This is a genomic window from Chryseobacterium sp. ON_d1 (assembly GCF_006829085.1).
Classification (GTDB): domain Bacteria; phylum Bacteroidota; class Bacteroidia; order Flavobacteriales; family Weeksellaceae; genus Chryseobacterium.
In genome coordinates this window covers 32,943-55,952 of the sequence record NZ_BJTC01000009.1, presented here as the reverse complement: position 1 = coordinate 55,952, position 23,010 = coordinate 32,943, and the positions used below count along the sequence as shown (strand labels likewise).

The 23,010-nt window shown below is 37.1% G+C and carries 18 protein-coding genes; 5 read left to right on the top strand and 13 right to left on the bottom strand.

Annotated features, from left to right (window positions below; translation table 11 throughout):
* Positions 1-29 precede the first annotated feature (29 nt).
* The 3 genes from CRS_RS14905 to CRS_RS14895 all read right to left on the bottom strand — a co-directional run bounded on the left by CRS_RS14905 (position 30) and on the right by CRS_RS14895 (position 3,811).
* Entirely contained in the window at positions 30-2,798 is a 2,769-nt protein-coding gene (locus CRS_RS14905; RefSeq protein ID WP_142724819.1) for a TonB-dependent receptor, read from the bottom strand.
* A 95-nt stretch (positions 2,799-2,893) separates the two neighbouring features.
* Positions 2,894-3,313, bottom strand: a complete 420-nt coding sequence (locus CRS_RS14900) for an SH3 domain-containing protein (protein ID WP_142724818.1) — start codon at positions 3,311-3,313, stop codon at positions 2,894-2,896.
* A gap of 6 nt (positions 3,314-3,319) precedes the next feature.
* Entirely contained in the window at positions 3,320-3,811 is a 492-nt protein-coding gene (locus CRS_RS14895) for a BON domain-containing protein (protein WP_142724817.1), read from the bottom strand.
* 222 nt (positions 3,812-4,033) lie between these two features.
* On the opposite strand from CRS_RS14895, the gene CRS_RS14890 reads away from it, so the two are divergent.
* Both CRS_RS14890 and CRS_RS14885 read left to right on the top strand, forming a co-directional pair.
* The gene (locus CRS_RS14890; protein ID WP_142724816.1) at positions 4,034-5,284 is read left to right on the top strand and encodes a dicarboxylate/amino acid:cation symporter; all 1,251 of its coding nucleotides are present in this window, start codon (positions 4,034-4,036) and stop codon (positions 5,282-5,284) included.
* An 8-nt stretch (positions 5,285-5,292) separates the two neighbouring features.
* Positions 5,293-6,015 carry a phytanoyl-CoA dioxygenase family protein gene (locus CRS_RS14885; RefSeq protein ID WP_142724815.1) on the top strand — a complete coding sequence of 241 codons (723 nt, stop codon included), beginning with the start codon at positions 5,293-5,295 and terminating at the stop codon, positions 6,013-6,015.
* Positions 6,016-6,061: 46 nt separating this feature from the next.
* On the opposite strand, the gene CRS_RS14880 is transcribed toward CRS_RS14885, so the two are convergent.
* Positions 6,062-6,829 (bottom strand): hypothetical protein, encoded by a 768-nt coding sequence (locus CRS_RS14880; protein WP_142724814.1) that lies wholly within the window; start codon positions 6,827-6,829, stop codon positions 6,062-6,064.
* A gap of 10 nt (positions 6,830-6,839) precedes the next feature.
* Positions 6,840-9,641: a GH92 family glycosyl hydrolase gene (locus CRS_RS14875; RefSeq protein ID WP_142724813.1), complete on the bottom strand. Its 2,802-nt coding sequence runs from the start codon at positions 9,639-9,641 to the stop codon at positions 6,840-6,842.
* 96 nt (positions 9,642-9,737) lie between these two features.
* On the opposite strand from CRS_RS14875, the gene CRS_RS14870 reads away from it, so the two are divergent.
* Positions 9,738-12,080, top strand: a complete 2,343-nt coding sequence (locus tag CRS_RS14870; RefSeq protein WP_142724812.1) for a TonB-dependent receptor domain-containing protein — start codon at positions 9,738-9,740, stop codon at positions 12,078-12,080.
* Between the two features lie 112 nt (positions 12,081-12,192).
* On the opposite strand, the gene CRS_RS14865 is transcribed toward CRS_RS14870, so the two are convergent.
* Positions 12,193-12,648, bottom strand: a complete 456-nt coding sequence (locus tag CRS_RS14865) for a hypothetical protein (RefSeq protein ID WP_142724811.1) — start codon at positions 12,646-12,648, stop codon at positions 12,193-12,195.
* A 151-nt stretch (positions 12,649-12,799) separates the two neighbouring features.
* Here CRS_RS14865 and CRS_RS14860 point away from each other — a divergent pair, with 151 nt between their 5' ends.
* Both CRS_RS14860 and CRS_RS14855 read left to right on the top strand, forming a co-directional pair.
* Complete coding sequence (locus tag CRS_RS14860) at positions 12,800-13,906, top strand: Mrp/NBP35 family ATP-binding protein (RefSeq protein WP_142724810.1); 1,107 nt, start codon at positions 12,800-12,802, stop codon at positions 13,904-13,906.
* A 47-nt stretch (positions 13,907-13,953) separates the two neighbouring features.
* Positions 13,954-14,202, top strand: coding sequence for a NifU family protein (locus CRS_RS14855; RefSeq protein WP_002977212.1), 249 nt, complete (start codon positions 13,954-13,956; stop codon positions 14,200-14,202).
* Positions 14,203-14,326: 124 nt separating this feature from the next.
* On the opposite strand, the gene CRS_RS14850 is transcribed toward CRS_RS14855, so the two are convergent.
* From CRS_RS14850 to ppk1, 7 genes are all read right to left on the bottom strand, one after another.
* On the bottom strand, positions 14,327-14,746 hold the full coding sequence (locus CRS_RS14850) for a barstar family protein (RefSeq protein WP_142724809.1): 420 nt from the start codon (positions 14,744-14,746) through the stop codon (positions 14,327-14,329).
* Between the two features lie 308 nt (positions 14,747-15,054).
* On the bottom strand, positions 15,055-15,447 hold the full coding sequence (locus CRS_RS14845; protein ID WP_142724808.1) for a DUF3060 domain-containing protein: 393 nt from the start codon (positions 15,445-15,447) through the stop codon (positions 15,055-15,057).
* A 185-nt stretch (positions 15,448-15,632) separates the two neighbouring features.
* Positions 15,633-18,671 (bottom strand): choice-of-anchor I family protein, encoded by a 3,039-nt coding sequence (locus CRS_RS14840; protein WP_142724807.1) that lies wholly within the window; start codon positions 18,669-18,671, stop codon positions 15,633-15,635.
* A gap of 137 nt (positions 18,672-18,808) precedes the next feature.
* Entirely contained in the window at positions 18,809-18,958 is a 150-nt protein-coding gene (locus tag CRS_RS24505; RefSeq protein WP_172617085.1) for a hypothetical protein, read from the bottom strand.
* Entirely contained in the window at positions 18,955-19,608 is a 654-nt protein-coding gene (locus CRS_RS14835; protein WP_142724806.1) for an NAD-dependent epimerase/dehydratase family protein, read from the bottom strand. The genes CRS_RS24505 and CRS_RS14835 overlap by 4 nt, the downstream gene beginning before the upstream one ends.
* Positions 19,609-19,916: 308 nt before the next feature.
* A complete protein-coding gene (locus tag CRS_RS14830) occupies positions 19,917-20,801 on the bottom strand; it encodes an exopolyphosphatase (RefSeq protein ID WP_142724805.1) in 885 nt (294 codons plus the stop codon).
* Positions 20,798-22,870, bottom strand: a complete 2,073-nt coding sequence (gene ppk1, locus CRS_RS14825) for a polyphosphate kinase 1 (protein ID WP_142724804.1) — start codon at positions 22,868-22,870, stop codon at positions 20,798-20,800. Before ppk1 ends, CRS_RS14830 begins: the two co-directional genes overlap by 4 nt.
* Positions 22,871-23,010 lie beyond the last annotated feature (140 nt).

The window sequence follows — 23,010 nt, the reverse complement described above, 5'->3', positions numbered from 1 at the left end:
CATAAATTATATAAAAGTATGGTGTTACTTTATTGCGTCTTTTTTCCTGCAAATTTGTTCAGTTTCATACTGATGGAGAACATGATATATCTTTTCAGAATCAGGTCTTCACGGTCTTCAAAATAAGAATCGGTGATGGTTCTTCTCACACTTTGATTTTGGTTCAAAACGTCATAGATTTTTACTTTTGCTGTAAACTGTTTTTTGTAGAATGAGTATCCCAGACTGGTATTCCAGAAGTAGAAATCTTTTTTAAAGCCCGGGGCAATATTGGAGTTGGTATTATATTCAAAATCGTTTCCAAAAACAAGCCTTCCCTGCAGCATATAATTGGTCAGTTCCAGCTTTAAGGATTGATTGGCTGTATTTACATTCGTTACATTGTAATTGGTATAATTTGAAAAACTGTATCCAAGTCTGTAAGAAGGTTTGATGGTCATTTTATCCTTGATTTCATAGGTAAGATTAAGTCCCGGATTAAGACTGTATGAGTTGCTGGTAAAGGCCTGTCCGTCTATAAAACCATTATTATATGCATATACCATGCTGAATCTCGGGTTGATGGTAAGCTTGTTGTTTTTCAATTTCAGGGTTTTACTGAAACCTCCGCCTGCGTTGATGTTTTTATTTCCGCTTACATTGCTGTAAGTAATTACTTGCTTTCCTGCATTATCATAGGTGGAAAAATTGATGATGTCATTATTTCTGTACGTAAAACCAATATTGAAATAGTAGCTGAGGTCTTTTACTTTATTATAATTATTGAAATACAGATAAAGATTGTTGATCCAGGTATTTTTCAAATCAGGGTTTCCCTGATAGGTAATCAAAGGATTTGATTCATCCTTATACGGAGTAAGCTGTTCTGCTGTAGGAATGGTAAAGTTGGAATAGTTATAAACACTCAGGTATTTTCCTTCTCCCATCTGGTAGTTAAGATTTACATTATACTGGGGCAGTACAAAATTTTTCTGCAGGTCATATTGCTGTCCGTTATAGATAGAGTTTACTTTCATGTCTGAGATGTCAACATTCATGGAAGCCCAGAAATTCAGTTTCTTTTTATTAAGCTGGTAGGTGAACTCAGGAGAGATCTGATTAATTCTTTGCTTCATATTGTTGGATAAAAGCTGATTGAATTTAGTGTAATCTCCGGTCGTATTATCAAAATCATTGACATTCCTCAAATTTCTGGCAGATCTTGTTTCATACTTTACTTCAAAACTTACACTGGCCGAATCGGAAACAGGTTCTGTATAGCCTGCAGTAAAATTAAAACTGCTGTTCTGATTTTTATTCCTTGCCAATTGATCCCTGTTGTCTACAGTTACTCCATTGGTTTGATAGAAAGTGTTCTGGGACTGGTTCAGGTTATCCCTTCTGGATTCTGAAATGGAACTGTTCATATTGGCTGTAATAGAACGGCCTTTTTTCCTGAATTTTCTGGAAAAATAGAGATAAGGATTGAATGAATTGTTTTCAGAATCATTGCTTGAATAAGAATTACTTTTATTCAACAGGCTACCGTTATTTAAGGTAGAAGATTTTGAATTATTAAAATTAAAACTGCTGTTTTTTGTAAATCTTGGAGAAAGGTAAATACTGGTCATGGAATCCAGTTTAATTTTGGCTGAAGTATCAAAACTGTATTGTTTCGATTCATTCTCTCCATTACTTTCAGAATTCGTCTGAAGGGTATAAGTGGGCAAAAGGGTAGACCTTGAAACTTTGGATCTTGTTTCTGTATTGGAATCGGAATGCATAAGGCTGAAAGAATCCAGATCAGCATCTTTTCCCAGTTTGTCACTATAGTTTAACCCAATGGTGGTAGACCTTTGAATTCCTTTCGTGCCACCTCCCTGGTTAAAGTAGGTAACATTTCCTACTGTTGAGACAGATCCTCCCTGCATCATCCAGGCATTCCGTCCGTTGCCCATACTGTCAAAGACCTCATCTCTGGAAAATCCCTGTGAATTGATGTTATTGGAAGAGGCCAACAGACTTATTTTTGTATCTCCTTTAAAATAGCTGGCCAGTCCGCTTGCTTCATATCGTTTGTCAGATCCGTAGCCAACAGTAAGCCTGGTCAGCAAACCTTTATTTTTCTTTTCGTCAATGGTAAAGTTGATGGTGGTATTCTGCGATTTGGCTGTTTTTCCGCTGAGTTCTTCTTCCTTTGTTTTGGTGGTGGTAAACTGAATATTCTTGATGATATCTGCCGGTAAGTTCTGAAGGGCAATTTTACCGTCTTTATCAAAGAAAGGTTTTCCGTTGATCATGATCTGATCCACCTCTTTTCCATTCACTGTAATTTTTCCCTCATTACTGATTTCCACACCGGGAATCTGTTTCAGAAGCTCCTCTATTTTACTGTCAGGTCTTACTTTGATAGCAGCAGCATTGAACTCAATCGTGTCTTTTTTAATTTTTACGGGAGAGACAGTGATCTTTACCTCATCAATAGCATTCACCAGACCTTGCTTTTCAAGCTGAATATCCCCCAGAGATAATGACTGGTCTATTTTTTCAAATTTTCTGGTGTAAGAAGATAATTTCTCAGCATCAATTTTAAGAATGGAGGGTTCTTTTACATCGTCTATTTTCAGAGAAAATTTTCCCTCTTTATTGGTTGCCGTGTAATTGACAATAGATGAATCTTTTACTTTCAAAAGATAGACGGTCGCATTTTCTATCGCTTTCTTTTCAGAATCTGATATTTTTCCGTCAATGTGTAGTTTTTGGGCGTGCAGTATAATGACTGTGAACATCAAAGTCAGTAGCAACAGAGTTTTCTTCATTAGTTTTTTTTCAGAGCCGTAAAAATATAAAAACATCCCAATTTTGGGATGTTTCTATGCTTTTTTTGTGAAAATTTATAATTTTTTAATAAAAATTATGCTCTTAAATATCTTGAATAAGCATATCCTTCCTGACCGTCTGCCGTTTTCACTTTCCACCAGTCATCAGAAGTCTGCTCAATAAGAGTTACAGAAGATCCTTTGGCAGCTTTACCTACTACAGCAGCTTCAGTAGAAGGCTCCTGTCTGATATTAAGATTAGATTCTTCCGTAGCTACTGTTAAAGAAGCGCCTGAAGCAAGACCTGCAACCTGTACATCAATATTGATATCTGAAGCAGAATAAGTAGAATCGATCGCTCCTAAGGCATTCCATACAGCATCTTTAGCCGCAGTATTGGAAGCACTTCCGGAAACATAAAGAATTCCGTCCTGCTCCTGAACCTGAAGATTTGAGATCCCTGCAGACTGTGCTGCTGAGACTACGCTTGAATATTTATCTTGTAATTCGCTCATTTTAAATTATTTTACGATTAGGTTGTTGTTATACTTTCCGATTTTCAAAGCATCTACTGATTCTTTGATTTTTCTGGCCTGCTGGCTGGAAACATTTCCTGTAAGCGTAAGCTGTCCGTTTACCACTTCCACTTTTACAGAAGGGAAATCCTTTACAGCATCCTGAACTTTTTTCTGAACAGCAGGATCTACAGCAGAAGCTGTTTCCACAGGAGCTGCTGGTGCAGGAGCCGCTGCTATAGTAGACATATCCATGACGTCTTTTACTCCGTTGATTGCTTTTAACTTGGCAATCATCGCGTCTTTAGACTGTTGATCTGTGAAAGTACCACTTAAGTGAGCTACACCTTCTTTTACTTCAACAGAAGCATTGGGATTAGAAGTTACTACAGTTGTAGCCTGAGTCTGAAGGTCGGCATCAGAAACTTTCTTTTTACAAGAAATAGCACCGAAAGATACAGCTACAGCTAATGCAGCCATTGCAATAGTTTTTTTCATATTGTATATTTATTTTAATGTTGTTATACACTCAAATGTAATAATAAAATTTATACCAAATGAATAAAATTTAAATAAATGTTTCTTAATTTTTTTACAATATTTTCTGTACCAGGGTTTTAATTTTCAGAGATTATAAACCTAAAGTAAAATTCATCCTCACAGAAGAAAATCTTCTGCCAATTGAAAAACCATTATATTTGCGCAAATTGAACTATATATATGAAAGGACAGAATAAACTTTTTATAGCAATTATCATTGCCCTTCTTCTGGGAGTAGGAATCGGAGGTATTGTACATGTAAATTACCCGGATAGTGCCGAACCTTTTTCCAAAAATATAAAACTGTTGGGAACCGTTTTTATCAGGTTGGTACAGATGATTATTGCTCCATTGGTTTTTACAACCCTGGTAGTAGGAATCGCCAAAATGAGTGATATCAAAATGATCGGAAGAGTAGGGACGAAAGCCATGCTGTGGTTTATTTCCGCTTCTCTGGTTTCTCTTTTCATTGGGTTGATGCTTGTTAACTGGCTGGAACCGGGACATGTCACAAAACTGCCGATTCAGGATGTAGCTTCTGCTGATGAACTTCTTAAAAGCAGTAAAAGTTTTTCAATGGAAGATTTTGTCAAGCACATGATCCCTAAAAGTTTATTTGAAGCCTTTGCTACGAATGAAGTATTACAGATTGTTGTATTTGCGGTTATGTTTGGAGTTGCGCTGGCTAATTTAGGAGAAGAATATTCAAAGCCTGTTGTGAAACTTTTTGATATTATTGCTCATGCCATCCTTAAAATGGTAGGATATATCATGTGGTTTGCTCCGCTTGGAGTATTGGGTGCTATTGCGGCCGTAGTGGCAACCAATGGTTTTGAAATCTTTAAAGTATATGCTATTTATTTAAGAGATTTCTTCTTTGCGATAGCAGTTCTTTGGGTGGTCCTTTTATTAGTGGGGTATTTCATTTTAGGAAACCGTCTTTTTGATCTCTTAAAAAGAATTAAAGAGCCATTACTGATTGCTTTCTCCACTACAAGCTCGGAAGCAGTATTCCCGAAATTGGTTGAAGAACTTGAAAAGTTCGGGTGTAACAGCAGAGTAGTATCTTTTATCTTACCGTTAGGATATTCATTTAACCTGGACGGAAGTATGATGTACATGACGTTTGCTTCTATCTTTATTGCTCAGATCTACGGAATCGAAATGACACTTGGACAGCAGATCACGATGCTTTTGGTATTGATGCTTACTTCAAAAGGTATTGCAGGAGTTCCGAGAGCTTCTCTGGTAATCATTGTGGCAACATGTTCAATGTTCGGGATTCCGCCGGAAGGTATTGCTTTGATCTTACCAATTGACCATTTCTGTGATATGGGTAGAAGTATGACCAACGTGTTAGGAAATACTTTGGCAACTTCGGCGGTTTCAAAATGGGAGGGACAATTAACTGAGCCATTAGACAAAATTTAAAAATAATCATGAGTTTAAATAACTTAGACAATCATAAAAGCCATATTCTTGAATATGGCTTTGCTGTTATCAATAATGTGTTTTCAAAGCAGGAACTTGAAGAAATAAATACTGTTCTGCAAAGTATAGACACTTCAAAAGAAAATTTCAGAAAATCTGAAGATCTGTTCGCCATAAGACAGTTTTTAAAAGAAGTTCCGGAAATCAAAGACCTGATTTTTAATGAAAATATCAGGAAAGTGGTACAGGAAATCTTTGGAGAGAAATATTTTGTAGTCAAAAGTATCTACTTTGATAAACCTGAAACCTCCAACTGGTATGTTGCCTATCATCAGGATCTGACGATTTCTGTAGATAAAAAGCTTGAACTCCCTGGTTTTGGCCCGTGGACGACCAAGCAGAATCAGTTTGCTGTACAGCCTCCGCTGAATGTTCTGAAAAATATCTATACCATCAGAATCCACCTGGATGATACTGATGAAAATAACGGAGCTTTGAAAGTGGTTCCAAAATCTCACTCAAAAGGTATTTACAGACCAGAAACCATTGACTGGACCGTAGAAACAGAAGAAATCTGCAGAGTAGAAAAAGGTGGAATTATGCTGATGAAACCTTTGACGCTTCATGGTTCCAACCGAACGACGAACGGAAAGAAAAGAAGAGTTATCCATATTGAGTTTTCTGATACAGAACTTCCAGAAGTCCTGCAATGGTCTGAAAGAATGAATTGATAAATAAACCCTTCTTCAAAATTCTGAAGAAGGGTTTATTTTAGCATTAATCACAGGAAATGACTTCACCGTATGGGTCATTTATATTCTCTTTATGATAAGATAGGAATAACAGGGCTTCTTTTGGGTTGGGATTCCAGAAAGATGTCGGTGTGGAGACTTTCATCTTTGTTTTCAGGATATTTTCGATCATGCTATCCTTACTTCCAAAAGTTGTAAAAGGAGTAATTTCCTGAATTTTTGATGTATCATCTATTTTTACTTTATAGATGGCAAAAGGTTGCTTAGGTTTGAATCCACTGATCTTTGATAAATCAGATCTAGATTCAGTTTGGGTTTCATCATAGCAACGGGTAAACCGTAAACCCATAAACCTGAATTTATTATTATCTATGTAGGTAAAAGCCTCGGAAAGATTTTTAAGCTGTAAATTTTCAGCTTTTGTGGGTTTATTTTCCAGTTTTGATTTTGGAGTACAGGATGAAATAGAATACGTGTTATTGTATTTATTTAAAAAGATCAGATATCTTTCATCAGGGAGCACATTAATTTCACAAGCTCCCGAATAGGAATTTCCAATCAGGCCACTTACATTAATTGTTTTGAATGCTTTTCCCTTATAGGTTTTTTCAATTTCAATATCTGCTTTATAGGTTCTTTGCTCAGTGTTTTCGTCATATACTTTCAAAATTCTGATAATACCTGCAAAATCAGAATTTTGATAATTGTATGCTAATGTTTCATATACACATTTACAGGCTGAAACGTTTATGACACTTAAAAGTATAAAAGATAGTATTAATAATTTTTTCATAATTGCGTTTTTATTTTGCAGAAATTTCATCGATAAAAATATACGCATCGCCTCCAGCTCCCTGATGCCATTCCGGAAGTTTTCCGAAGTAGTACGCTTTTACTTTGATGTATCTGGCTTCGGTAGGAAGAATTTCAGTAGAGAAATCTTTGATCTGTACTTTCTCATCTTTAGGATCAATATCATTATCAACAGTTTTCAGAAGAACAAAATCTTTTCCGTTCATAGAAGCATAATATTCTACTTTTTTAGGCATAAGAATCCATGCTCTGCTGTCCTGAAGATAAGTAGATGATAATGATTTGATTTGCTGAGGAGATTTAAAATCGATAATTGCTTCAAAATTCTGTCCCTGATATCCATGCCATTCACCTTTTCTCCAGTTCACATCTCCTCTGATTCCGTCGATAAGAGCAAGATTTCCTGCAGCACTGTATTGCGGAGTAACTTTAGACAGGATATTAATGTTCCAATAATTGGGTCTTCTGTTGAAATTAGCGGTTGTTACTGAACTTTTTTCGCCGTTTCTTTCAGCATAAGCCATTACCTGAGTAGTTTTGGTAATGGAGAATGGAGCTTTATACGTAGAGAAAGTCTTTCTTTTATTGTTGTCATTCTCATCCATTGTCATATAATATACTTTGTCATTCGGATTCAGTGGAGTAATCTCAACTTTGGTAGAAAAGTCGAAGATTCTGTCAGCTGCAATTACCGGTGAAGCTGTCTGCTCAGAATATTTAAAATCTTTAACAGGTTTGACATTTTCGAACCCCAATTTTTTAAGTTCTGCTCTGCCAGTATTTTTAGTAATCGTTTTTGTGCTGCCATCTTCAAGATGAATTCTAATTTCATCAAAATAAGGAGTGGTCGTTTCCCATTCCGGTAATCCCGGCGTTACAGAATAAATTCCCATTGAGCTTAAAACATACCAGGCACTCATCTGGCCGCAGTCTTCATTTCCGATCAGTCCATCAGGAGTGTTTTTATAAAAATGATCAAGGATGTATTTGATTTTGGCATCTGTTTTTTCTGGTTTATCTACGAAATTATACAGGTAGGCAATATGGTGGCTCGGTTCATTTCCCTGTGCATATTGTCCTATCAGTCCTGTGATGTCTACCTGTTCTCTGCCCGTGGTTTTATCAGGAGCGGTAAAGATGGCATCAATGAACTGTTCGAATTTTTCTTTTCCTCCATGAGCTGCAATAAGTCCCGGAATGTCCTGCTGTACAGAATAAGAATAATGCCATGAATTTCCTTCCGTATAATTGTTGTTGACCTCTCTCGGATCAAATGGCTCATACCAGTTTCCGTTTTTTCTTGGCTGCATGAAACCTGTCTTAGGATTGTAAAGATTTTTCCAGTTCTGAGAACGTTTCATGAAATACTGATACTCTTCTTTTTTGCCTAAAATTTTTGCCATCTGGGCAATGCACCAGTCATCGTAAGCATATTCTACGGTTTTGGAAACACTTTCATGCTCATCATCAATACTGATGTAATTATTCTGTTTATAAGCATTCAGTCCAAAAATATCCTGCATGGCTGAAGCTTTGGCAGCCTGAAATGCCTTTTCGTAATCAAACCCCTGAATTCCTTTACTCATAGCATCTGCAATGACAGAAACCGAGTGATAGCCAATCATACATTCCGTTTCATTGGAAGCGAGTTCCCATACCGGAAGTTTCCCTCCCTGTTCATATTGCTTGATGAATGTATTGATAAAATCAGCAGTTCTTTTTCTGTCGATTAAAGTCATCAGCGGATGGGCTCCTCTGAAGGTATCCCAAAGTGAGAATACCGTATAATAATCAAAACCATTGGCAATATAAAACTTGTTATCCCTGCCTCTGTATTTCCCGTCTACATCCATATTGATGTTCGGTTGTGTAAAAACGTGATAAAGCGCAGTGTAAAAAACAGCTAATTTGTTTTTATCATCAGACTTTACTTCAATCTTTGAAAGCTCTTTGTCCCAGTCAGATTGCGCCTGTTTTCTTACCGCGTCGAAATCTTTGGACTGTCCTTCTGCCAGCATATTTTTTTCTGCTCCTTCATAACCGGTTGGAGAAACAGAAACTTTCACATTGATCTTTTCTCCTTTTTTAACATTGGCTGAAAACGCCAGAGCTAGCTTTGTTCCTGTAAAAAGGTTGCTTTCCTGCTTTCCATTGACTTCCTTTTTTGAAATTTTCATCGGCTTTGAAAACTCAATTCTGGCGTAGATATACTGGTTAGTAGCCCATGCTTCACTTCTTCGGAAGACTTCAATGGTTTTATCATCAATGATCTTTACTTCACCTTCCAGAAGTTTATCCCTGTGGTTGAGGTCCAGGATAATATTAGCGTTCCCTGCGTTGTTGAAAGTATATTCGTGGTAGCCGACTCTTTTGGTAGCAGTAAGACGAACATCAATATTATTTTTATCTAATCTGACAGCGTAGAATCCTGCTGTTGCTTTTTCATTTTTATGCGAGAATTTTGAAGAATAACCTTTACTGTCCAAGCTTGGATTTCCCATGGTAGGCATCAGCATAATATCTCCATAATCCGAAACTCCTGTTCCGTTCAGATGGGTGTGGGAAAAACCATAGATTACAGAATCTGAATAATGATATCCGCTGCATCCGTCCCAGCTGCCGTCAATTCTTGTATCAGGAGACAGCTGTACCATTCCGAAAGGAACGATTGCCCCCGGAAAAGTGTGGCCATGTCCTCCGGTTCCTATGAACGGATTGACATATCGAGAGTAATTCTGTGCGAAGATGATCTGAGTAATACCTATAGAAAATGCAATAAGCGCTTTTTTCATATTCTGATTTTATAACAGCGAATATATCGAAAAAACGATAAAAGAGATGTAATAAAAGACGTTAACGGTTTGTCTTATTAAAAAACAATATCATTCATGAAGAAGATAGTACTTGCTGTGGTCATGCTGTTGCCTTTAGCTGCAATGGCTCAAAGTATAACAGGGAGAATCACTCAAACCGGAAATGCTGTTCCTTACGTTGAGGTGGTTGCCATAAAACACCAGAAGAAACAGACTGCTATTTCAGATGAAAAAGGAAATTATTCACTGAAACTTTCAGAAAACGGTAACTATAATATTACGCTTATCCAGGACGGAATAGAGATCTCCTCTAAGCAGGTAACCATAAACGGAGAGTTGAAGCAGGATTTTTTTATCGGAAAAAATAAAGAAAAACAGATAGAAGGTGTTACGCTGACTGCCAGAAAAAAGCTGATTGAGAGGAAAGCGGACAGGCTTGTATTTAATGTTTCCAATTCTGTTGCTTCACAGGGGATGGATGGAGCAGATGCCTTGGCCACAACACCATTAGTAAAAGTAGATGATAATACCGGTGTCTCAATTGTCGGGAAAAGTGGAGTAGCAGTGATGATCAATGACCGGATCCTGAACCTGTCAGATGCCGAACTGGTTACCTATCTGAAAAGTCTCAGGTCTGAAAACATTGAAAAAATTGAAGTCATTACTGCACCTCCAGCGAAATACGAAGCCCAGGGAAACAGTGGACTGATCAATATTGTTTTAAAGAAAAATCAGAACCTGGGATGGAGCGGAAGTCTTACGAGTACGCTTCAGCAACAGACCTATACAGGTAATTCCAACAGTGTGACCATCAATTATCAGAACGAAAAATTACGGACTTCATTAAAGCTGAGACAAAATAAGAATGAAAAACATTCTTATGAGAATTATTGGATAGAAGGCGTGGATGGTCTTAAAAGTAATGATAACAGAAGGGATTTTGGAGATGGACTTGGAGCGAACTTAAGTCTGGATTATCAGCTGAGTAAAAAGTCTAATATTGGATTTATTTATGATTTAGGATTCGGGCATTCCAATATGGATATCACAAATACTTCCAACTATTTCCAGAATGGTAATTATACCAATACACTGCTGACTTATGCTGAACACAGAGCGACCAGCAGACAGCATACTGCCAGTGCTTACTATGATCTTAAATTCGGAAAACAGGATAATAAACTGAGTATTACAGGAAATTATTTTTCCAATACACCAGAAACAACCATTGATTTTAACACTACAGAAAGCTCGGGAGACCGATTTGTCGTAAAGTCGCCATCTAGTGTAGATTATAAAATTTATTCCGGGCAGGCGGACCTTACATTGCCTTATCAGTTTGCAAAGACAGAAACTGGAGTGAAGTTTACTAATTTTGATAATAATTCCAATATATTCTATCAGAATTTAACCAATGGAGAATACATTACGGATCCTTTGAAAAGTAATGAATTTGAATATAATGAGAAAAACTATGCTGCATATATCAGTTTTGAGAAATCTTTCAATGAAAAATGGTCAGCAAAAGCAGGCTTACGGTATGAGTATTCTGTAGTCAACGGAAATTCTCTGACTTCCGGGCAACAGACTGAAAATTCCTACGGGAAATTTTTTCCTACAGCTTATATCAGCTATAAAAGCAATGAAAACCATACCTTCAACCTGAATTATTCCAAAAGAATTAACAGACCCGGTTTCCGAGCAATCAATCCATACCGCTGGTACATCAATATCAATTCTTATTTTACAGGAAATCCTTTCCTGAAGCCGTCTATCAATCATAATTTTGAGTTTTCCTATGTTTATAAAGGAAAATTATCGGCATCAGCTTATTTTCAGAGAACATTGGAGGCTTTTGGGCAGCTGGCCACTTTGAAAGGGGAAAACAGAGTAAGTACCTTTGAAAACTATTACAATCAGAATAGTGTTGGGATGTCGCTTAACTATTCTGATACTTTTTTCAAAAAATGGGAAGCGAATTATTCTGCCAATTATTCTTATATGAGTACTGATGTTTTTGCAACAGATGCCCTTGCCAGAAAAGGAAACAGCTATGATTTCGATTTTCAGAATAATGTATCGCTCAATCAAAGCAAAACCGTACAGCTGATCCTGAATTACTGGTTCCGTCTGCCTTCCAATTCCGGGAATTCTTATATGAAATTTGCAGGAAACTTTACATCAGGTGTTAAGATAAATCTTATGGAAAAAAGCCTACAGCTGAATGCTTTTGTCTCAGATATTTTCAAACAAAGTAAAAGCTTGGGTGAAATCTATTATACGACAGGAACGCATTCCTACAATAATTACTATGATGCCCGAAGACTTACGGTATCTGCAACCTATACTTTTGGAAATAAAAAAGTAAAAGGAATGGACCGTAATGTAAGATTTGATGAAAAAAACAGAGCGAACTGATAGTCTGGATTTAAATTGTTTTTTATTCTTATGTCATTCCGAATAAAACGGAGTGGAATGAAGAAGCTCTTCTTTTTGTGAGATTCTTCATTAGAATGACAATACAAAATATTTAAACTTCTCCCGCAAAGAAATCCTTAAGATATTCATCTTTGTTTTTTCCTTCCCGTCCGGAGCCCAGATATTTTTTCCAGGATTGAGATTCATGATAGACAATTCCCATTTCCCAGACGCAGTACGTGGGAAGGTGGGTTTTGCTTCTGTCCCATACTTCAAACTTTCCGGAACCGTCATAATATACACTTTCCCACAGTTCGTTTTCGCTTCGCCAGGTACAAACAAGCAGAAGATAATGTTCTCCGCAACGGTGCATAATGACGAATCCGAGATCATCAATATTCTGAAAGTTTTCCCGGGCATTTTCAATACAATTCTGTGCATTATTGATATCCTGTTGGGAAATTTCTGCAGGATCAGATGCCAGATCATACCATTTGAATCTTGTTTTTCCAAGGTTGAAAATCCCTTTTGGTTGTGCATATTTGGTAGGATAAGACGAAGTTTTCATATCAATTATTTTCTAAAACTTGATGTGGCATCAGAATATAAAACAGAAATAAAAAATTTTTAATGATCTGATTTATCACCTGATATTATAGATTTTATTGATTCTAAATTACCGAAAAAAATGCGTAAATTTGTAAACAATTTATATTTATATGTTGACGAAAGAAAAGGTTCAGGAATTCCTTAAAGAAATAGAAGTAGATGATTTGGTGAATAATCTTCAGATTATGGGTGATGATGTGTATATTGACATGACTGCTCATTCTCCTGCAATGCACGAAAAGAAAAAACTGGAGGCAGCCATGAAACAGGCTTTTGCCAGTGAGTTTGGAGAAAACGTTCATTTGAAACTTAAAATCGTTTCTCCGGAGCCTAGTGAAATTCAGCAAAGCCAGATCAAAGGAAAACAAATTCCGGGAATTCAAAATATTATCGCTATTGCTTCCGGAAAAGGAGGCGTAGGGAAATCTACAGTGTCTGCAAATATGGCAGTAACACTAGCTAAAATGGGCTTTAAAGTAGGATTGTTAGATGCTGATATCTATGGTCCTTCAGTGCCTACCATGTTTGATACAGAAGGTGAAAAACCAATCTCTGTAGAAGTTAATGGTAAGAATCTGATGAAGCCTATTGAGAATTATGGGGTAAAAATGTTGTCAATAGGATATTTTTCAGGGGCTAATCAGGCTGTAGTATGGAGAGGTCCCATGGCTTCAAAAGCATTGAACCAGATGATCAGAGATGCTGCCTGGGGAGAGCTGGATTTCTTATTAATTGACCTTCCTCCGGGAACAGGTGATATCCACTTATCAATTATTCAGGAAGTACCGGTAACAGGAGCGGTAATCGTAAGCACACCTCAGCATGTTGCATTGGCAGATGTAAGAAAGGGAATTGCGATGTTCCAGATGGAAAGTATTAACATTCCGGTTCTTGGTTTGATCGAAAATATGGCGTATTTTACACCGGAAGAACTTCCTGACAATAAATATTATATCTTTGGAAATCAGGGAGCACAATATTTAGCTGAAGATCTTGGAATTCCTGTATTGGGAGAAATTCCATTGATCCAAAGCATCAGAGAGGCAGGAGATGTTGGAAGGCCTGCTGCGCTTCAGGAAGGATCTAAAATTGCAGATATCTACACAGAAACTGCCAGAAAAATGGTAGAAAGCTTAGTGGAAAGAAATAAAAATCTTCCTCCTACTGAAGCTGTGAAGATTTCCACAATGGCAGGATGCTCACCCAAAGCAAAATAATAATAATTTCAATAAAATTTGAAGAAACCGAATTGAACTGAAAAAATATGGAAACAAACATAACGCACGAAGATACAGTAACAAGAGTAATGGAAGCTCTGGAAAGCATCAGACCGTTTTTGAATAAAGACGGTGGTGATATTGAGCTTATTGATGTGAAAGATAATCAGGTGTTTGTGAAACTTTTGGGTAACTGTTCCGGGTGTTCATTGAATTTTTCAACCTTAAAGCTGGGTGTTGAAAATACCATTAAACAACATGCTCCGGAAATCGAAAAGGTAATCAACGTAGAGTAATTATATCTGAGATATTTTTAAAAAGACAGGCTTTTTTATTAAGGCTTGTCTTTTTATTTGTATTAACAGGAATAAGTTTAACCTGTTAAGCTTAACCAAACCCGTCAGGTTTCTGATAATAAATTTAATTCAATAGAACCTTTATATTGTGATCTTCAAAAATCTGAACGATTTGTATAAATTTTGTTTTCAGGATTTTTTTACTTCTTTTATGATTGATCCAATTGAGTTCCGAAATGGATTTTACTCCGAAATCTTCCCGGAGACAATCATACAAAGCATATAGACTTCGTCCGAAATATCCAGAAACTCCATGGATTTCTTCTCCCAGTGTACAGAAAAAGCCATCTAGACTATGAAATTCATTTCCATCAATCTGAATGCTGATATTTTCCCTGTTTATTTTAGGGTTATGGGCATGTAAAGCATAAACAAGCCACCCCTGCAGTTCATCTTTTTTGAAACTTTTCCAGATATTCTTTTCATTAATTTCATTATTGGTTTCATATCCAGAGCTTTTTGATACCCTTTTGGACTTGTCCATGCAAAACCGGTTAGAATAATGTTTTTTTTGGACTTGCTTATTTTAATGCTGCTGATAAAAGTACCAGATATAATATTGTTTTGTGAATCAAGTTTACAAATAAGACCATTATTCTGGTAAATTTTAGAGGCATTTTCTATAGCGGAAATAAGATTGGAAATGTTATGAACATTTACCAGCCTGATTTTTTATAAGCAATAGGATTAGATCCCTCAATATTCTTTACCTGATCTATTAATGTAATGATTTCAGGTTCATTTCCAGTATCTAATGCAAATCCGAACATGCAACTTATCTTTCTAATATTTTTACTGTTTTACAGCTTTATTTCCTACTCCCGTAATTGAAACATCAGGTTTCCCTGATTTTGTTCCGGAAGTACGATAGTAGACTATATTATCACCACCCTCCATGGATATTTTATCTACTTTGTCAATGTATACTTTATTGCCTGTTCCCGATACTGTAATTTTTTTTGCACTTCCTTTGATGGTTACAGTATTACCACCTCCTTCTACTTCTGCAACTCCTCCATTAAGAGTATAATTGAGTTTGTGTCCTACACCTTCCACCTGTACGATTTTATCATTGTCGGTTTTTTCTACCCCTTTTGCAGATTCTGTTTTTCTGGACTGTGAAAAAACGGTCCCTGTTCCTAATAACAGGATGGCAAGAATTCCTGCTCGTTTAATATTTTTCATTGTGAATTGGGTTTTTGTTATGGGTAAATATAGAAATAAAATGATTTGTGCAGGTATCTCAAAAGTTAAATCATATTAATTAAAATGCTTTTTAAGGATTACTTTTAATGAATTTCTTTGATTTCCCCATAACAAAAAGCTCCGGAAGTCCGAAGCTTTAATCTGTGATATACTGTGATGTATATTTATTTTACAATGACTCTTTTGATCTGTCCTTCCGAAGTTTTTACAAGATAAACACCTGTAGAAAGATGGGACGTGTTTATTGTTAAGGCATTCTTTTCCTTTCCGATTAATTTTCCGGACATATCGTACAATTCGTAATCCTGTTTTCTGTTGAAATAAAGTGTATTTCCTTTGTTCACAGGATTTGGGAACACATTGAAGGTAGCCTGTTCAGCCTTTATCTCACCTGTTCCCAGTGTAGCAGGTGTTGCCACTTCATACATAGATAATGTTCCACTGATTTCGTTGGCAACAATCACATATCCCTTATTGGTAGTTGTATTTTCAGGAGCAATGTAGATGATTCCTTCAGGACCATTATCACCTCCGTATGCTGATGTAGAGCGGGAATGCTTATAATCGGTGAAAGTAGGGTTATTAGGATCTGTGATATTATATGCCATAACACCGCCGGTTCTTTCTAATGTGATGAAAGCGTAAGTCTGTCCGTTGATGTTTCCTAACGCTACCCCTTCCGGTTCAGGTCCTTTTGCACGGCTTCTGCTTTTAACTGCGTTCGATTCATTATCTGCATTGAAAATTAATGGATGATAGGCTGCAATATATCTTTCAAACTGATCGCCGCTGTCATATACAATCTGTCTGGTATCTGCATTGAAAATAGAGAATGAGCGTGCTCCCAAAGCTGCTATTTCTTCAAACTCTGCATCTCCATCTGTATTTCCTGTGGCCGATGAAACCCTGAATCTTCCAAGGTTATATGAAGCTTTTAAAATGCTTGAATTAGGGAATATAACAGGATCTAAAATATAATTAGCTGCTCCCACAGTGGTTCTTTCGCTGTAACCTGAAAGATCTTTTTCATCTCCTTCATTGGCTGTTACAATATAATGGGTATTTCCTACTTTATAATTCTGTACCGCATCAGGAACGTAATAGGCTTTTACCGGCCAGTTGGCAATGAGCACCTCACCATTGTTGTCTGAAGCATCAAAACCATTCCCCGGAAGGCTCATATCTTTTTTACCTAATCCCCAGATTCCTGTGATGGTTTTGGTAGCCAGGTTAATTTCTGCCACTGCATTATTTTCCTGAAGTGTTACCCATGCTTTCTGGCTGTCTGCGCTGATGGTAACATATTCAGGTTCCAAGTCCTGGGAAAGCGTATTGTTGGTTCTTACCTTTCTTAAACCAGTCGCAGTCAATGCAGCCAGTTGAGATTCAAAACCGTTGAAATTAAGCGTTGTCACATTACTTTGGGTAAGATTTCCGATACCTCCTGAAATATCAATGATACTGATTGTCCCTTCAGGATCTATCGTGTATGCATCATTAGGCTCACCCTCGTTGGCAGTAACGACTTTTGTTCCGTCAGGAGAAAAAGTTACCATATCAGGTAAAGCCCCTACAGTCACCTGTTTAATGAAGTTTCCGTTGATATCAAAAAAGACTACAGATCCATTTTGCTGAGGATCGGTATTGGGAGATGCCGCCGCAATAATTCCGTTTTTCACAGCAATGCTTGTGATCCCGCCATAAGGAGCCATATTCACTGTCTTTACAACTGAAGGTGTTGCCGGATTACTAAAATCAATAATATCGAAAACATCCGTAATGGAACTGATGGTGAACAGACGCTGAGTTGATGGATCATGAACTACAATTTCTGTAGAGCTGTTATTATTTCCTGACGGGTCAAAACTTCCCAGGTAATTCAGTTGGATCTGATGTGAAGGAACCGGTGCCGGTTTATCGTTATCTACAATATAAACGGTTGCCGTATTGTCTCCGGAAATAGTTGCACCAACAGGGTTTTCAAGGCTTAATGCAAAGTATTCTGCCTGTTGTTCTGCCACTGTGTCATCAATAATTGGGATATTAACGGTATAACTTGTACTGGAAGGCGTAATATTGATCGTCTGATTGGCTAACGTAAAATCATTACTGTCTGCTGTACTGAAAGGTGCGGGTTTTACGACAAGATTTACCGTAGAAGCTGAAGGATTCGTGACGTTGATTTTAAAGGCAAGATTTCCTGCGTTCTCATTGACTTTGATGAAATTCTTTTCCAAAGAAATTGTTGTCCCTGCAGTGGTGAAAGTACTGGATGTAACTGCGGTAACACTGTTATCACTGAAGTCCTCTACCATATTGGGTTTAAGGGCTACATAATAAGTCTGTCCAGGTATCAGTATGGATGCTGGAATCACGGTGATCATATTGTTACTGAAAGTCGTAGTAAAGGGAACTTGTGTACCTGTAACATTTCCAAGACGGAAATCTATAAGGTTTTGTGCATTAGAATCGTTGATCGCGGAATTGTCTGTTAATCTTATATTTTCGTTAAAAGATAATGTAGGATGTACAGCAATTGATGCGTTATTGGTATTATTGACCGGAAGATATGTAACCGTTGGCGGAGTAGTATCAACACCTCCTGTAGGAGTAGCATCTACTGTAAAGTTATCAAAGCGGTTGTTTCCTCCCGTTCCACCACCTGTTGCGGAGAATTCAACCTTTAATTTAAAATCAGGATTGTTGTTAGCTCCCTGAATGGCAGAAAAATCAAGTGTAATCAATTGTGGATCATTATCCAGAGGATTGACAGTCTGGAATGGGACAAATGTAGTTCCGTCTGTAGAATAAGACCAGGTCTGAGTTCCTGCTCCCTGTGCAGATCTCCTGGTGGTAAACTTAGCAATGACATTATTATATCCTGTTGTAGGAAGGTTAAACTGCAAAGCTCCTCCGATCGGATTATTGAATCTTAAATGGGTACCGGGTACATCACCGTTTCTGGCATTTAAATTCTGAGAACTAAAATTCTGCCCTGTACCTCCTGCAAAATCAATGGCACTTGTACCTCCTGCTACCGCCGCAAGAGAACCATTCACCAGCGTAGAAGAAGGTGCGGTAATAGCTGCTGCGGAAGTATTATTGTTAAAATTCCAGTAATGAATCAGTGTCTGTCCGAAAAGTCCGCTCTGAAAAAAGAATGCGGCAATGACAGACCCTTTTAATAGGTAGTTGTTAATCATTTTTACTTCAATTAGATATGCAAAAATGAACTTTCTGTTCCGCAACTATTTTAATGGAATCTTAAGAAATGTTTAAAAAATAGGTATATTTCCGATAGAAGATAAAATTATTTTCAAAAGAGTATTTTAGGATTCAGCTATTTTCCTGACTTTCCTGAAAAGTTTAAAATCTTTCCTGATTTATTTCCTTCCAAAGGATGTTTCTGCATATAAAAATATCCTGAAACAGCAGTCACAAGCAAGAGTACAAAAATAACCAGAACAATTCTTTTTAACATGTCTCTCATATCGCTAAATTTTTAATATCTCTAATTTCTAAAGTAGCTGTAGGGTATCCATTTTGTGTTACATTGATCATTGCTCTACCCACTTCCTGTAAAGTTAATGATTTTGACTGAAAAAATACAGGAAAAATCCAAATAAAAGGTTTAAAAAACCATTTTACATTCGATTGACCTTCAATAGGTTTCATGAACCCGGGACGGAAATTATAAGCTCCTTTGAAGTTCATTCTTTTCAAATCATTCTCTGTCCGGCCTTTTACGCGTGCCCACATCAGTTTTCCGCTCTCTGTGCTGTCTGTACCGGCTCCGGAGACATAGCTGAAAACCATTCCCGGATTTTGGTTCAATACAGTTTTTGCAAAATGCAGGGTAGTATCGTAAGTGATTCTGGTATAGTCTTCTTCATTCATCCCTATACTGCTGATTCCCGCACAGAAAAAACAGGCATCATAACCTTTTAGCTGTTCATCATTAAGATCTATTGACAGGAAATCAGGAATAAGGTATTCCTTCAGCTTAGGATGTGTTTTTCCGGAAGGCTTCCGGCTTATACTCAGTATTTCAGAAACACGAGGGTTATCAAGGTATTCCATTAAAACACCTTCGCCTACCATTCCTGTAGCTCCTGTAAGAATTATTTTGATTGGATTCATTGTTTTACTATTGCTATTGGTATGACGGATGGGGGAGAGGTTTTACTTTAAAATTTTAGATAAAAGATAAAAGATAAAAGATAAAAGATAAAAGATAAAAGATAAAAGATGTTGTTGATAAAATTCAATAGGGGTGGGCTTTGGCCCGCCTTAAAAAATGATCTACCTTCCATTGGCTTTAGCCAAAATCTAATAAAAATTGTAAAAAACCATCTGAGAGCATAGAGATTGCTTCGTCGCGTTGCTCCTCGCAAAGACAAAATAAAAGCCAGCACAAAATGGCTGGCCTTCAATACTATTGTTTGCTGTTACTTTTTATGTTGCAGCTGACTGTAGATATTATGAATCAATCCGTCTGCTACCGAGATTTTAGGAACAAATATTCTGCTGATATCAGACCATGACATCACATTGTTGAAAATACTCAATGCATGTACCAAAACATCGGCACGGTCTTCTCTGAGGTTATATTTTGTCATTCTCTCTTCTACAGAAAGCTCGTTGAACTCTTTGTATGTTTTTTTCAGGTGAGAAAGAGACATGGGCTTTCCGTCTTTGGTTTTGCTCATAGAGAATACTTTATTAATATTTCCTCCTGAGCCTATGGCAACGATAGGTTTTTTACTGACAATATTTTTCTTGATTTCATCTTTCATTTCTTTCCAGTTATCCATTGTTACAAGATTATTGAGAAGACGGATGGTCCCTATATTGAAAGACTTTTCGTAAACCATTTTACCGTTTTCGTAAAAGGTAAGCTCGGTAGAACCTCCTCCTACATCAATGTATAGATAGGCAAATTCTTTATCAAGACCTTCTGCAACATGATTTTCATAGATCAGGGTTGCTTCTTCATCTCCGGAGATGATTTCGATATTGATTCCTGATGCTTCTTTTACCTGGCTGATAATTTCAGTACCGTTGGCTGCATCGCGCATAGCACTGGTAGCGCATGCTCTGTAATGGTCTACTTTGTATATTTTCATCAGATCACTGAAGATTTTCATAGAATCAATAACCATTTTTTCTCTTTCCGGACCTATTTTACCGATGGTAAAAACATCCATTCCCAGTCTCAGAGGAATTCTGAGAAGGTTCAGCTTGATAAATTCAGGTTTTCTGTTATTAATCTTTACTTCATTGATAAGAAGGCGGGCTGCATTACTCCCTATGTCTATCGCTGCTATCTTCATTTTTTGCTTGTTTTAGCTTTTAAATATGTATAGGTTTCTATTTGTGAACGGCATTCTTTTTTATCATTCCTTACGTATTCATTGCTCAGTTTCTTGTCTAAAATCCTTGCTTTTACATTATCTCTGAGCTGAATATCAAGAATGTCTTTTAATTCTTTCTTCAGATTCTTGTCAGTGATTTTAGCGGCTGCTTCAATTCTGTAGTCAAGGTTTCTGGTCATCCAGTCTGCAGAAGAAATGTACATATCCTCAGCCCCTTTATTGTAAAAATACATAACTCTGGCGTGTTCCAGGTATTCGTCTACAATACTGATGGCTTTTATTTTTTCTTTGAATTCCTTTTGATTTACGGCACAATAGATTCCTCTTACGATCATTCTGGTCACCACTCCGGCTTTGGCAGCTTCATATATTTTCTCGATCAGGGAACGGTCACTCATAGAGTTTACTTTTACGATGATCTCAGCTTTTCGTCCTGCTTTAGCCTCCTCAATTTCCTTATCGATATGATGAACAATCTTTTCACGCATAAACTGGGGGCAAACTAATAAATTTTTACATGTTTTCAAAACAGGAAGATAATCATCTTTTGGTTTTTTCAGCACATTGAAAACTTTATTGATATCTGCCATGATGCCACGATCGGCTGTCATCAGCAGATGGTCTCCATATATTCTTGCTGTTTTTTCGTTGAAGTTCCCTGTGCTTACGAATCCATACTGAATGGTTTTGTTATGGGCTCTTTTTTTGATCACACAGAGCTTGGCATGTACTTTTTTGTTGGGAAGCCCAACCAGAACGGTAATTCCTTCCGGTTCCAGCATATCTTTCCATTCCAGATTGGATTCTTCATCGAATCTGGCCTGAAGTTCCAGCATTACTGTTACTTCCTTACCGTTTCTTGCAGCATAGATCAATGCATTGATAATCTTTGAGCTGCTCGCCAGACGGTAAGCGGTAATCTGTATTGATTTTACGTCCGGATCCATCGCGGCTTCACGAAGAAGGTCTATTACCGGATTGTATTTGTGGTAAGGGAAAGTAAGCAGGACATCTTCTTTCAGGATAACATCTGTCACTCTTTCTCCATGTTCAAAGGCCTGATGGGTAAAAGAAGTTCTCTCCTCCGGCCTTTCATAGGCTTCAAAAACATCAGGAAAATCCATAAAGTGTTTGAAATTATGGATTTTTCCTCCTGGAATGATACTGTCTTTTTTCGTTAAGTTCAGTTTCCTGATGAGGAGCTCCAGCAAGGCTTTATCCATATCTTTATCAAAGACGAAACGGGTAGGCTTTCCTTTTCTTCGGTTTTTGAGTCCTTTTTCTATTTTTTCTGCGAAGTTGGTTCTGATGTCATTGTCCAGATCCAGTTCGGCATCTTTTGTCACCTTAAAAGCATTGGCTGCAAATTCATCATACCCGAAATAAGAAAATATATGCGGAAGATTGAAGGTAATAACATCTTCCAGCAGCATTACATTTTTTTCTTCCGGATCTTCCGTTGGCAATAATACGAATCTGCCTACAAAGCGGGAAGGAATTTCAATAATTGCATAATTACTGGAATACTGCCAGTCTTTCTTTCTCATGGCTACTCCCAGATAAAGACTTTTATCCCTCAAATAAGGCATCGGTGTATTTTCATGAAGAAGGATCGGGATCACATTGGATTCTACCACTTCATCAAAATACTGTCTGACAAATTCTTTTTGTTTTGCGGTCAGGTTTTTGGAATTCTTAATGAAAACTTTATGTTCAGCCATTTCGTTCTGGATTTTTTTCCAGGTTTTATCGAAGTTCTGCTGCTGTCGCATCACTATTTCGTTGATGCGCTGAAGGATCTTGGAAGGGGGCTGGTAGAAAGATTCAGCAATTACTTTTTCTTTAAAATCCATGGCGCGCTTTAATCCGGCTACACGCACTCTGAAAAACTCGTCTAAGTTGTTGGAGAAGATTCCGAGGAAACGTATTCTTAAATGTAAAGGAACCTTTTCGTCCATGGCTTCCTGTAAAACTCTTTCATTAAAGGCAAGCCAAGTAATATCCCGTGGATTAAAGTGTAATGACATTCTGAATGTGTATATTTTATCAAAAATAATAATTCGTAAAGATTCTTCCTCTATTTCTTAGGTTAAACTTTGATTAATTTTTAAGAGGAGTGAATTGCTTCCTATAAAACTGAGAAATAATTATGTTACCAGACATATTA

Coding starts and splice junctions, on each gene's coding strand:
- CRS_RS14855 (WP_002977212.1), top strand. CDS start 13,954: ATGGAAACAAACATAACGCACGAAGATACAGTAACAAGAGTAATGGAA.
- CRS_RS14880 (WP_142724814.1), bottom strand. CDS start 6,829: ATGAAAAAATTATTAATACTATCTTTTATACTTTTAAGTGTCATAAAC.
- CRS_RS14875 (WP_142724813.1), bottom strand. CDS start 9,641: ATGAAAAAAGCGCTTATTGCATTTTCTATAGGTATTACTCAGATCATC.
- CRS_RS24505 (WP_172617085.1), bottom strand. CDS start 18,958: ATGAGAGACATGTTAAAAAGAATTGTTCTGGTTATTTTTGTACTCTTG.
- CRS_RS14895 (WP_142724817.1), bottom strand. CDS start 3,811: ATGAAAAAAACTATTGCAATGGCTGCATTAGCTGTAGCTGTATCTTTC.
- CRS_RS14860 (WP_142724810.1), top strand. CDS start 12,800: ATGTTGACGAAAGAAAAGGTTCAGGAATTCCTTAAAGAAATAGAAGTA.
- CRS_RS14885 (WP_142724815.1), top strand. CDS start 5,293: ATGAGTTTAAATAACTTAGACAATCATAAAAGCCATATTCTTGAATAT.
- CRS_RS14865 (WP_142724811.1), bottom strand. CDS start 12,648: ATGAAAACTTCGTCTTATCCTACCAAATATGCACAACCAAAAGGGATT.
- CRS_RS14900 (WP_142724818.1), bottom strand. CDS start 3,313: ATGAGCGAATTACAAGATAAATATTCAAGCGTAGTCTCAGCAGCACAG.
- CRS_RS14870 (WP_142724812.1), top strand. CDS start 9,738: ATGAAGAAGATAGTACTTGCTGTGGTCATGCTGTTGCCTTTAGCTGCA.
- CRS_RS14830 (WP_142724805.1), bottom strand. CDS start 20,801: ATGAAGATAGCAGCGATAGACATAGGGAGTAATGCAGCCCGCCTTCTT.
- CRS_RS14905 (WP_142724819.1), bottom strand. CDS start 2,798: ATGAAGAAAACTCTGTTGCTACTGACTTTGATGTTCACAGTCATTATA.
- CRS_RS14840 (WP_142724807.1), bottom strand. CDS start 18,671: ATGATTAACAACTACCTATTAAAAGGGTCTGTCATTGCCGCATTCTTT.
- CRS_RS14850 (WP_142724809.1), bottom strand. CDS start 14,746: ATGGACAAGTCCAAAAGGGTATCAAAAAGCTCTGGATATGAAACCAAT.
- CRS_RS14845 (WP_142724808.1), bottom strand. CDS start 15,447: ATGAAAAATATTAAACGAGCAGGAATTCTTGCCATCCTGTTATTAGGA.
- CRS_RS14835 (WP_142724806.1), bottom strand. CDS start 19,608: ATGAATCCAATCAAAATAATTCTTACAGGAGCTACAGGAATGGTAGGC.
- ppk1 (WP_142724804.1), bottom strand. CDS start 22,870: ATGTCATTACACTTTAATCCACGGGATATTACTTGGCTTGCCTTTAAT.
- CRS_RS14890 (WP_142724816.1), top strand. CDS start 4,034: ATGAAAGGACAGAATAAACTTTTTATAGCAATTATCATTGCCCTTCTT.